Raw genomic sequence first — 11,482 nt, forward strand, 5'->3', positions numbered from 1 at the left:
AGTCAGGGAGCGTGAACCGACCCATGGTGTTATTCCTCCCGAGATCGGCTGGTGTCGGTGAGTGCCGTGGTGAGGCCACTGGTCGCGGTGACCGCCTCGCCAGCGGTGGTGTGGCGTTGGGTCGTGGGTGGACCGTGGGGGTCGGCGGCTGCCGTGACCACTGCGTGGGCTCCGGTGCCGTCGAGGACAGCGGCGGTGATCTCAGAGGCCGCCAGCCCGCGGGTGGCCTCGACTGCGCGCCGGGCCAGCCTGGGTCCTGCCTTCGCCGCTGGGGCTGGGTCGTGCAGGACGAGCGTGACGCGGCGGCGCAGCAGATCCCGCGACGAGGCCAGCCCGGCCAGGAACGTGGCGTGAGCGAGGCAGGCGTCCTCCAACGCCGGATGCGGCAGCCCACCCGCCCCGGTCTCGAGGGTGTCGATCAGCGGGTCGAGGTCCACCCGGTCGGCGCGGATGAGGATCTGGACCGGGGCGGTCAGGGAGTGCAGCCAGCGGGCGAGCCCGCCGATCAACGCGGCCTGCTCCCCCGGGGTGCGGAGACTGAAGTTGACCGTGGAACACGCCACCAGCCAGCACGCACCCTGCGCACCGAGGTCTACCACCCCATCACCGCTGATGGCGTGCGCGGGCAGGCGCAGTGGCACCGGCAACGGGCCCGGATCCGCGCCCACCCACCCCGGCACCTCCCGCACCACCCCATCACCGGGGACGAGGCGTTTCGGGGCACGGCAATGCCGCCACGCCGCGGCCAGCAGCCGGTCCAGGCTGAGCCCGTCGCGGCGGGCCGCCACGACCGCCAAGGCCACACCCGCTACCGGAACCGCCACCGCCAGAAACACCCCGAACGGCAGGAACGAGCGGGTGGCCAGGTAGGCCAGCCACAATCCGACCGCTACCGCCGCGAGCAGAGCAGTGTGGCGGGCAGTGAGGCCGAAGACGATCTCATCCGGGCGTTCCACGTCCGCCGGCACCCGCGCCCGCATCACCGGCTCATCCTCAGAGGTCATCACGATTCCTTCGTTCGCTCGTGTGATTGGGGTTTCGGCTCCTCCGGCGGCGGAACCGCCTTACTGCGGCGGGTGGCGCGGCGGCGGACACGGTGTGTCGGCGACTCAGACAGATCCTCGGCCGGTCGCACCGTCCCGGTCGGTGCCGGGGTCTGGGAAATCCGCGATGGTTCGCCGGAAATCCGCTCCGGGACCCCACTGCTCGGTGGTGTGCTGGAGATCCGGGGCGGCTGGACCGCTGCGGGTGGGGTGGGGCTGGAGATCCGGGGCGGGGTGTAGGCGGCAGGGTCCGGACTCGATGTGCGACGGTGCTGCCGGCGCTGGGTGTGTTCCAGAGGCGGCGCGGGCTGCGCCGATTCCGGGGTCTTCCTCAGGACATCCGGGGTGATCGCGCCCGACGGTGGGGTGAACGCCGTCTGCGGTGGTGTCGCCGCCCCGCGCGGCGGGGTGCCCGCCATGGACCTGGCCGGGGTGGATATCCGCTGCGGTGTCCGCGACATCCGCGATGGAGTCGACCCTTGCCGCTGGGCGGGTGTGGACAGGCGTTCAGGGTCGGTGGAGATCCGGTGCGGGAAGATCGCCTGTGGCTTCGACCAGGCCCGGATCGCGGCCTCTCGCGCCTGCCCCGCCGCGCGGGCTCGCTTCTCAGTCCACCGCTGTAGGTGGTGTTGCTGCCACCGCCGAAAACCACCCGGCTGCCCCGCTTCCGCGGATTCGTCGGGAGTGTCGGTCAGCCGGGTGCGGAACCACTCCGGGGTGCCAAACACATCCGACCACGACATCCCCGCCGTGTCGGCCCCGGAGGGCCGGGGCGCCGCCGCCGCGGCAGCACCGCGGCGGAGGCCGGCGCGGCCGAGACGTCCGCCGGTGAGCAGGCTGAGGCCTTTGGCCAGCAGCGCGACCTTCACGATCGAAGCGATCGCCGACCGGCCACCGAGCCCAACCTGCTGCCGCAACCACTTCGGGATCTTGATCATGATCCCGAACAGCACAACGCTCACCAGCAGGCCCATCAGCGATCCGCCGACTCCCAGCATGTCCGGATGCGACGGCCCGAAAAACAGATCAACGAAGACGACGAGGGTGAGGGACTGCAGCAGTGGGATGGCCAAGACCACGAGCAGCATCCGCCACCACAGCTTCGCGATCCCCTCGGAATACGGGGAGGCGTGGCAGGCCAGCGCCAGTGGTGCGGCGGCCACCACGATGATCGTTAACGCGACCCGCACCACATACCCGGCGACCAGAACGAGGATCAGGACCAGCACGAACAGCGCCACCCCGACCGCGAACAGGGCGTCTTGTCGCAGCGAGCCCTCGATGGTGGTCTTGATGTGGGTGGCGACCCCGCCCATCGTCTTCTCGCCCAATACTGCCTTCACCAGGGTGTTGGTCGCGGTGATCGACTGCCCGATCACCGGCAGGTTGGCGTTGACCGCGACGAACCCCGTCACGATTCGCGGCAGCACTTCCCGCGCGGAGAAGCGGGTTTGCAGTGTTTCGTGGGAGGCGATCACGATGCCGCCGGCGACGATGAACAGCACGAACACCGTGTTGGCGATCCACCGGTTGATCTCCCACAGGTCCGTCACCTGCTCGACCGTGGTCAGCTCGGGCACCTGCAGCAGGGAGTCGCTGATCATGTCCAGGCTTGGCATGGTCGCGTCGGCGGCCACGTCGATGAACCACTGATGGATCGCATCGATGAGCTCGCAGCCGATCTGCCACCCGGCGCACTCGGGGTCGAAGGGCTCCGGTTTCACCCAGCCCGGCGGCAACGGATCATCCGGTCCCGGCGGGACCATCGGCACCTCCGACGACGGCTGAAGGGGGACGGTCCAGGGCTCGGCCGGGCGGTGCCCCGGCAACTCCCCCGGCGCCGGGGGTTGGCCGGTTGGCAGCGGCAGCGGTGGTGGAGTCGGTTGGGGCTGCGCGTGGGCGTGGCCGGTGACCATCAGCGCCACCGCCGCGGTGAGGACGACCAGCACCAGGCCTCGGATCGAGGCGGCTGTGATGCGGCGGCGGCGAGCGGCCGCCGATACCCGGGCGATGGGATGGGGGTGGGTCATGGGGTGCCCACCACCTGTTGCAGGGCCGCGAGGATCGGGCCGGCCAGCACCGCGAACCCGTAGCCGATCAAGGCGTTGCGCAGGCTCTTTTTCGCTCGCTCGACCTGCCCCGGATCCCCGTCGGCCGCCAGGTACCGGACACCACCGATGGTGAGGAACAACGTCGCCAACGCCGCCAGGAACCCCACCAGATAGCCGCGCAGATTCTCCACGACCTTGTGCAAATCCTGCGGTGTCTCGGCCCACGCCCACCCTGGCGCCGCGCCCCAGAACACCGCGGCCACCACCACGACCACCACGCACCGGCGCACCCTTCCGCGCATCAGCGTGGAGAGAACGCGGCGGCGCGGTGACGGCAACAGCATGCTCACGTCCCCTTTCCAAGACCCCTCCACGCACCGTCGCGAGAAACAACGCAGCGGCCGCACGGGGGCTCCTCCCTCTCTGACAAGCAAGGGAAAGCAGGGCCATGTGATGGGCGTATCGCGATCAACTCAGGGATTCGTGTACGAATGGCACGGCCCTGCTTTCCCTCACCCTTCTAAAGCGAGACCTACGCCGCGGATTCACAATCGGCGGCGGAGATTCTTTCCGCCGCACCGTCGGTGAGATACGCGACGAGTTTGCGTTCGGCCTTTTCCCGCAAATAGCAGATCTGCCGATACGTCAAACCCAACGGGCCGGCCAGTTCCCGCAAATACAGGCCTTCCAACCTGCTCGCCCCGATGACCGCAGCCTCCCGCTGGGTGAGGCATCCGTCTCGGACGGCTTCGGCCAGCACCAAATCGGGATGCCCGCTCGGCGGCGGCGGTTCGATCGACTCCGGCAATGGCACCGTACGACCAGTGGCCTCCCATTCGGCCGCCCGTGTCTTCGCGCCGGCGCGCTGCGCGGCCCACACCAGCCGGGCCGCCAGCATGCCCGCATCCGGATCGATCGTTTTGATCCGCTCGGTGAACCCGGCCAGCACCGCCGCGTCCACCTCGGCGATGTCCCCGGTGTAGCCGGTGGCGAGCTGTCCGGCGATGTTGCGCAAGCCCGGTAGCGCCACTCCCACCGCGCCCACCACCCACACCGCCCCGTTTGCCTGGGCTTTGTGCACCAGCTCGCGCCAGGCGGCCTCCCGCGCGGCATGCGAGGTCCCCGGATGCAGCAGCACCGACCGCAATTCCCGCAACGGGACCAGCCGGGCAGGCAGCCCATGCCCCAGCGCGGCGCCGTCGACCGCCAGGGGTTCCGGGCCGGTGGTCAGCAGCCGGAAGGCGTTTTCCGCCTCGTTCAGCACCGACAGCGGCGGGAGCGGTTCGTCCTCCTCATCGAGATCACACACCGTGTCCTCGCCGCCCTCCGGCGGCTCCTCGGAAGCGGCGTCCAGGTCAACCCACTCGGCGAAATCTGGTTCGGTCATGGCGGCACGGCCTTCCCGCGAACCGGCCACCGATCCCGGCGGCCGAGGGTGAACAACGACGCCCTCCATGCCGCCGAACCCGACCTACCCTTCCCTCACACCACGATCCCCAGCCGGACCGTGTAAGGACCGGTGTTGGTCATCCGTAAGCGACAAACCCAGCACCACGCGAGGCTGTAAGGGTGCGGTTGACCTGCGATGCAAGAAAAACGACAGGAAACAACAAGATCCCTGAACCACAGCAGCGAGCTGCCGAGAAAAACCTTGAAAAAGCTCAGGTACGGGACCTGGACTCTCCCGCCGGAGCTCCCTTCCCGGCCCCGCAAGCGCCACCCGTAAGCCTCACCCGTACACCCGTGACCGCAGAGCCGACAGCCCTTCAGCCAGGCCACCCACGTGCGTCATCGAGGCGCGTTCCGTTCCGATCCCGGCACGCGCCCCACCAGACCATGTCTCATCACCCGATCCCCAAGCACTGGAGAGCTGTCCGGGTAGCGCAGAGACACGCAACGGGATCATGAACGCTGCGGGTTGGTCGCGAGACCGCAGCGGATGTCGCGGCTGCCACACCGCATCTCCATCGCGCGCTGCGGAGCGGAACTCGATCACGTCGCTGAGTTTTTGGTACGCGGAGGTGAGGTGCGGCGGCGTCACTCTCTCGTCTTGCGCGGAGGGGTCCAGCACCTCCGCCCGCGCCGGCGCGAATGATCAGCCGCCCGGACCGACGAGAGCGCTTCGGTCGAGGTACCGGCACCCTCAACGCATCACCACATGACCTGACGCCACTCCCCCGTGTCTGATCACCAACCGCCCGTCGTGTGTTCGTCGCGGCGATCTGAGAAACACGAGGCGCCTGCGTGGTGTCGATCACGCCGTGGAGGACCACACTCCGGTCTCAGCCCGCACCGGTATAGAGATACCGGGCGTGGTCGTGTTCAAGAAAATTTGGGCAGTGTGATGTGAATCCAGCGACTCGGGTGCGCTTTAGGAGGGTGTCAGAACCTTTCGCCGCAGCCGATATCGGAGTAACCACGCATGACACCCATGCCCCGGAATTCCGCCACGATCAAGGCTCCGCCGGCACCTCCGAAGAACAGTAAAGGAAACCGAGGCCAGAGTGCGCCCGTTCCTTTGGGGATTTGGCTGTGCGTGCCCCAGCCGAGCAGCTCAACCGGAGACACGCGGAGTGTTTCCCAGCGGTTGACCCGTCGCGTGATCGAGGAATTCGGTCCCGCTCGAGGCCGCATTGTCGTCACGTCGACCGATACCGATGTGTCCGCCTCCTCTGTCGACTCTGCGACCGGCCGACACATTCGCACCGCTCCGATTCCCACCACGTCCGCCGGTGACACCCCGGCGGGCCGCCCCGGGTCCGCTGGGCCCCAGTGTGTGGGGCACAGGCCACCGCTGGGGTCGGTGGATCTGGTGGTGGCCTGCCAGCTTCCCGCGCCGGTACTGATCTCGGCCGGTGAACCGTATGTGTCCTGGGCGCGGTGGCTGCGGCCCGGCGGAGTGCTCGCCGTGATCACCGCCAACCCCGCCGGTCCTGGGCGGTTCGCCAACCACGCCGGCGCGGTCATCACCGCCGCGGAAACCGCCGGCTTGGCCTATCTGCAGCACGTCATCGCCGTGCTCGCCCACGTCGAAGACGACCGCCTCCTCATCCCCGACGACCGCAGCGCGGCCACCGGGCCCGTGTCGGGGCGCAACCCGGTCCACGTTCCGGCGCATGCCGATGTCCTGATCTTCCTCGCACAAGGAGCCCCGTCGACCGGAGGCCAGGCATGAACCACATCCACTCGTCGTCCGCGCCGACTCCGCGGGGCAGCGGCGCGTTGCGGGAGCTGCCGGTGACCGTGTGGCCCACCGCCCAGCAGGTCGCGCGGACCCAGCGGCGTGGGCGCTATATCCCCGAGTCCACCGCCCACCCGGCCAAGATGCTGCCCGCGATCGCCTCCCATGCCATCACCGCCTTCACCACGCCCGGCGACCTCGTGCTCGATCCGATGTGCGGGATCGGCACTACCCTCGTCGAAGCCGTCCACCGCGGGCGCGACGCCATCGGCGTCGAATACGAACAACGCTGGGTCGACGTCGCCCAGGCCAACCTCGCCCTGGCCGCCCAGTCCGGCGCCACCGCAACCGCCCACGTCCTGCACGGCGACGCCCGCCACACCCTCACCCGCCTCGCCGGCGCCTACACCGCCCGCGTCGGGCTGCTGGTGACCTCCCCGCCCTACGGGGCCAGCCTCCACGGCCAGATCACCGCAGCATCGGGTGGGGTCCGCAAGCGCGACTATCGCTACAGCCACGACCGCAGCAACCTCGCACACCGCAGCCTGCCGACCCTGCTACGCGGCTTCACCGACATCCTCACCGCCGCCCTCCCCTTGCTGCGGCCCGGCGGGATCGTCGCGATCACCACCCGCCCCTTCCGGCACGACGGCGTACTCATCGACTTCCCGTCCCTGACCCTCGACGCCGCCATCAACGCCGGACTCGAACCCGTCCAGCGCTGCGTCGCTCTGCTCGCCGGAGTCCGCGGCGGCCGCCTGGTGCCCCGCACCTCGTTCTTCCAACTCGACTACATCCGCAAACTCCGCGCCCACGGCATCCCCGTCCGCGCCATCGCCCACGAAGACGTCCTCATCCTCCGACGCCCGCCCTCGAGTCCCGTAATCCCGAAGCGCCGCCCGCTGTCCTTCGTGGACACTTCCACCGGAGAACACGCCGCAATGGTGGCCGGCGGCGACCCGGAGGGCTGGGCCGCATGAGCGCCCGGCCCGTGCCCACGTCCGCGGCGACGTTGTCCGTCACGGCCACCGCGGGGCCGGTCGTGGGATCGTTGTGCACCGGCTATGGCGGACTCGACCTCGGTGTCCTCTCCGCGCTCGGCGGAGGCCGGATCGCGTGGTGCGCCGATCCCGACCCCCACATCGCCGCACTACTGGCGCACCGCATGCCCACCACTCGCAACCTCGGGGACCTCCGGACGATCGACTGGCGTGAGGTGGAACGAGTCGACGTGGTGACCGCAGGATTCCCCTGCCAAGACATCTCCGGCGCCGGGCGGCGCAAAGGCATCGAGAAAGGCGAACGCAGTGGCCTGTGGACCGACATCATGGCGGGTCTTCGCGTACTACGACCACCACTGTTCGTCGTGGAGAACGTCGCCGCGCTCCGCTGGAGAAACGGTGGCCTGCACCGAGTACTCGGCGACCTGGCCGAAGCAGGGTATGACGCGGCATGGCGAAGCGTCCGCGCCAGCGATATCGGCGCCCCGCATCGACGAGAACGCGTCTTCCTCCTCGCCTGGCCCCACCACGACCAGACCGGTGCTGCCCACACCCACCGCGCACGACGGAAGCTCCAACGGAATCAGCGCTGCCAGCAGACAGGGCGGCCCCTCCCTACTGGACCATCTACGGCTGCTGCCGACACCGACAGCGTCGGACGCCAAGAACTGCACCCGTCGAACGCAGCAGGGCGGCCCATCACTGCCCGCCCGAACACGACTTCTCCCCACTCCGCGAGCCTCGGACACCGGAACACCCGGACGGCAAGCCGGAACGGGATTTCGTCCGCCGCTGTCGCAGCAGGTGCTGCCGTTGGTGGCCCCCGAGGTCTTGTTGCCGACACCCCGAGCGACCGACGGCACGAAGGGATGCCCGGCGCAACGCGGTTCCAAAGGCGACCTGATGCTGCCCTCAGCAGTCATCCGTCTCCTCACCAACCCGGGCAACAACTCCTGACCGAAAACGACGCCACAAGAAACGATGAGCCGCCGGCCGAAGCCGGTGATCACGTAGTGGACTGGGGTGTCTATGCCGCCGCGATGCACCGGTGGGAACGAATACTCAGACGCCGCACACCGTTTCCTACCCAGCCGGGCAAGCACGGCCGCCCCGTCCTCTCACCATGCTTCGTCGAACACCTCATGGGTCTCCCGCCCGGCTGGGTCACCGACCTCCCCCTGCCCCGCACCGCCCAACTCCGCGCGCTCGGCAACGGTGTCATCCCCCAACAAGCCGCCCACGCGATAGCACTGCTCCTGGCTGAATTCGCCACCCTCACCGACGATGCGTGGCAGGTGAGGGCCGCATGACTCACCGGATCCCGAACCACGATCCCGGCCCGGCTCTTCGGCTGTTGTCCTTAGGTGCCGGCGTGCAGAGCACAGCGGTGCTGTTGCTGGCCTGCGAAGGGGCGATCTCGCGATTCGACTACGCGCTGTTCGCCGACACAGGATGGGAACCGCGCGCGGTCTACGCGAACCTCGAGCGGCTACGCGTCCACGCGCGGCGATTCGGCATCCCGGTACGTACGGTCTCAGCCGGGAACATCAAAACCGATGCACTGGACCCCCGTCACCGGTTCGTGTCCATGCCGCTGCACGTGCTCAACGCGGACGGGTCGAAAGGCCTCGCCCGGCGGCAGTGCACCAGCGAGTACAAGATCGTTCCGCTGAAAAAGGCCGCGCGCCAGCTTCTGGGCTATCCCCACCCCCGACGCGTGCCCTCCGGTGTTTATGCGGAGCAGGCCATCGGGATCAGCACCGACGAAGTCCATCGAGCCAAGGACGCCGACGTGCGCTACCTGCGCAACAGGTTCCCGCTGCTGGAACTCGGGTGGGACCGCGACACTTGTGCCGACTACCTCACAGCGCAAGGCTTCGGGCAGACCGTGAAATCATCGTGCCTGGGGTGCCCCTTTCACGGAAACGCCGGTTGGCGGTGGATTCGCGACCACGATCCGGACGGATGGGCAGAAGCAGTCGACTTCGACAAAGCCATCCGACACGGCTACCCCCACGCCACCACCCAAGGTCATCGGCTGCGCGGGCAGTACTTCCTGCACCGCTCCTGCATGCCGCTGGATGAAGTGGACCTCGACCCCCACACACCGGACCCCATCTGCAGTCAGCGGACGAGGAGCCCGAGCCAGACGGATGCTCGCCATGGTCCTGTCGTTCTGACGCCCCGATAAGCGAGGAACGCGCGGCGTGACACCCCAGCCGAACGACTCGGCGTCGGCGGCACTGAACCGCTGACGAGACTCCTTGACTCGCTTCCAGGAGCAGACACCACTGCTCCCGGCACTCCGCCGGCTTCGTCGTCGCTTGTTCACACACCGAGCGCCGCCCACCGGACATCGCACGCCAGCAGAACGGGCGATCTCATATGCCGAAGGACAACACCACTCACCACCCGCAACAAGGCTTCTCTACACAGGCACCGCGGCATCGCACCGACAATGGCGAACGCCCCCGGCAGGCTCGCCTTCACACCCCTGCCGATGCCGCGATGCTGCTGGCTGTGAAGGAATCCTGGCTCCGTCGCAAAGCCAGCGCCAGAGCCATCCCCTGCACGTTCCTCGGTAAACACCTTCGCTTCTCCGACGACGACCTCAACGAGATCATCCGCCGTGGCCGTGCTTCCTCAGCAGATCCGACCCGTCCAGCCTGATCACGAAGTCGCGCTACCGCGACGTTCACGCCTCGGCAGTGAAAGTCCTCAACGGACACAGAGCAACTCCCGTGTCGGCGACTGAACACATACCGCTTGCTCTCTGCGCACATCAGAGCGTCCATTGACCACCCCGGCCAACCGGCCGACCAGGAAACCCGCCTGTAACGGAGCTGCGTCCCATGGCATGGAGTGAAGAACACGGCACCGGATTCCGCGTCCGGTACTACCTCAACGGTGAGCTCTGCACCGAAACCGGATTCGCCACAAAGACAGAAGCCAACAACCGCGTCTCCGACATCGAATACACGATGCGCAAGGACACCTTCACCGACCCACGCAAAGCCCAGATGTCCTTCGGCGAGTGGACCGAGATCTGGCGCGACGCCCACGACGTCGCCGACGCCACCTGGGCCAAATACACCTCACACCTGAAAAACCACATCCTGCCCAAGTTCGCCGATACCCCACTCGCCGACATCACCCCCATCAAGATCAAACAGTGGGTGAAGAAGCTCCGTCGCCAGATCGGCGACACCACGGTCGCCGACATCGTCACGCTGCTGTCGATGATCCTCAGCGAAGCCGCCGACGAGGAATACATCGGCAAGAACCCCTGCCGCAGGCTCAAGCTCAACCTCGACCCGACAGGCCGCAAACAAGCCGCCACCCCCAAAGCGGTCCTCCGCATCGCAGACCGCTGCCCCTACTACCGCACGCTGATCATCACGGCCGCGTACACCGGGATGCGCTGGGGCGAGCTCGCCGGGCTGCAATGGCACAACGTCAAGCTCGGCAGCACCGCCATGATCACCGTAGACAAGGACAAAGGATCACTCCACGAGATCGCCGGGCGACTCGAACTCGGCCCACCGAAAACACCCGCCAGCGCCCGCACCATCCACCTGCCGCCGTTCCTCGTCGACCTCCTCAAAGAACACGCCGCCCACCAGCACCACGACCACGTCTTCACCGGACCCCGCGGCGGCCTGCTGCGGCGGGGCAACTTCCGAGACCGCGTCTGGCAACCCGCCGTCGCCGGGGACAAGAAGCAGGGCTGGGCACCCATCCAACCCGGGCTGACCTTCCACTGCCTCCGCCACACCCACAAGACCTGGCTCAACGAAGACCGCGTCGACAAAGCCCTCCAATACGAGCGACTCGGTCAGCGACTCCCAGGGGTCGAGGGCATCTACTCCCACACCACCCAACGAATGATCGACGCCCTACTCGCTGGGCTCGAGGAAGCCTGGAGCCGATCAAAGCCCGATCAGCAGAACACCGACACCGACAGCCCCTCTGAAAACGTAGCTCCCGCAGAATCGGGACTTGAGGAACATCGGAGCTGGCGCTAAGCCCTCGTCGCCGCTGGTCGCCGATCAACGCGGCTCCGGCTCCGGCAGGTTCTTGAAGTCATCCCTCGGATAATGCGCTGTTATGTGGCTCTTGTGACTGGTCCGTGGGTGTTCAGGCGCGTCCGGGGAGGGTTGGGGGCTGGCCGCCGAGGGCGAGCATGGCCAGGGCGATGAGTGCTTC

General features: G+C 67.9%; 10 protein-coding genes. 6 read left to right on the top strand and 4 right to left on the bottom strand.

Annotated elements, in window-relative coordinates:
- Positions 1-29: 29 nt before the first annotated feature.
- The 4 genes from AC07EQ_RS39180 to AC07EQ_RS39195 all read right to left on the bottom strand — a co-directional run bounded on the left by AC07EQ_RS39180 (position 30) and on the right by AC07EQ_RS39195 (position 4,481).
- The gene (locus AC07EQ_RS39180) at positions 30-1,004 is read right to left on the bottom strand and encodes a PrgI family protein (protein WP_478392872.1); all 975 of its coding nucleotides are present in this window, start codon (positions 1,002-1,004) and stop codon (positions 30-32) included.
- The gene (locus tag AC07EQ_RS39185; RefSeq protein ID WP_478392873.1) at positions 1,004-3,073 is read right to left on the bottom strand and encodes a TrbL/VirB6 family protein; all 2,070 of its coding nucleotides are present in this window, start codon (positions 3,071-3,073) and stop codon (positions 1,004-1,006) included. The genes AC07EQ_RS39180 and AC07EQ_RS39185 overlap by 1 nt, the downstream gene beginning before the upstream one ends.
- Positions 3,070-3,438, bottom strand: a complete 369-nt coding sequence (locus AC07EQ_RS39190; protein ID WP_478392883.1) for a pilin — start codon at positions 3,436-3,438, stop codon at positions 3,070-3,072. Before AC07EQ_RS39190 ends, AC07EQ_RS39185 begins: the two co-directional genes overlap by 4 nt.
- Before the next feature lie 188 nt (positions 3,439-3,626).
- On the bottom strand, positions 3,627-4,481 hold the full coding sequence (locus AC07EQ_RS39195; RefSeq protein ID WP_478392874.1) for a hypothetical protein: 855 nt from the start codon (positions 4,479-4,481) through the stop codon (positions 3,627-3,629).
- Positions 4,482-5,897: 1,416 nt separating this feature from the next.
- Between AC07EQ_RS39195 and AC07EQ_RS39200 the strand changes: the two genes are divergently transcribed.
- The 6 genes from AC07EQ_RS39200 (at position 5,898) to AC07EQ_RS39225 (ending at position 11,301) form a co-directional block, all read left to right on the top strand.
- Complete coding sequence (locus AC07EQ_RS39200) at positions 5,898-6,269, top strand: hypothetical protein (RefSeq protein ID WP_478392875.1); 372 nt, start codon at positions 5,898-5,900, stop codon at positions 6,267-6,269.
- Complete coding sequence (locus AC07EQ_RS39205; protein WP_478392876.1) at positions 6,266-7,255, top strand: TRM11 family SAM-dependent methyltransferase; 990 nt, start codon at positions 6,266-6,268, stop codon at positions 7,253-7,255. The genes AC07EQ_RS39200 and AC07EQ_RS39205 overlap by 4 nt, the downstream gene beginning before the upstream one ends.
- A complete protein-coding gene (locus tag AC07EQ_RS39210) occupies positions 7,252-8,586 on the top strand; it encodes a DNA cytosine methyltransferase (RefSeq protein ID WP_478392877.1) in 1,335 nt (444 codons plus the stop codon). Before AC07EQ_RS39205 ends, AC07EQ_RS39210 begins: the two co-directional genes overlap by 4 nt.
- Positions 8,583-9,467 carry a hypothetical protein gene (locus AC07EQ_RS39215; protein WP_478392878.1) on the top strand — a complete coding sequence of 295 codons (885 nt, stop codon included), beginning with the start codon at positions 8,583-8,585 and terminating at the stop codon, positions 9,465-9,467. Before AC07EQ_RS39210 ends, AC07EQ_RS39215 begins: the two co-directional genes overlap by 4 nt.
- 194 nt (positions 9,468-9,661) lie before the next feature.
- Positions 9,662-9,946, top strand: coding sequence for a helix-turn-helix domain-containing protein (locus tag AC07EQ_RS39220; protein ID WP_478392879.1), 285 nt, complete (start codon positions 9,662-9,664; stop codon positions 9,944-9,946).
- Between the two features lie 182 nt (positions 9,947-10,128).
- Positions 10,129-11,301: a tyrosine-type recombinase/integrase gene (locus tag AC07EQ_RS39225; RefSeq protein ID WP_478392880.1), complete on the top strand. Its 1,173-nt coding sequence runs from the start codon at positions 10,129-10,131 to the stop codon at positions 11,299-11,301.
- Positions 11,302-11,482 lie beyond the last annotated feature (181 nt).

It is taken from the genome of Saccharopolyspora sp. NPDC045839 (assembly GCF_056431645.1).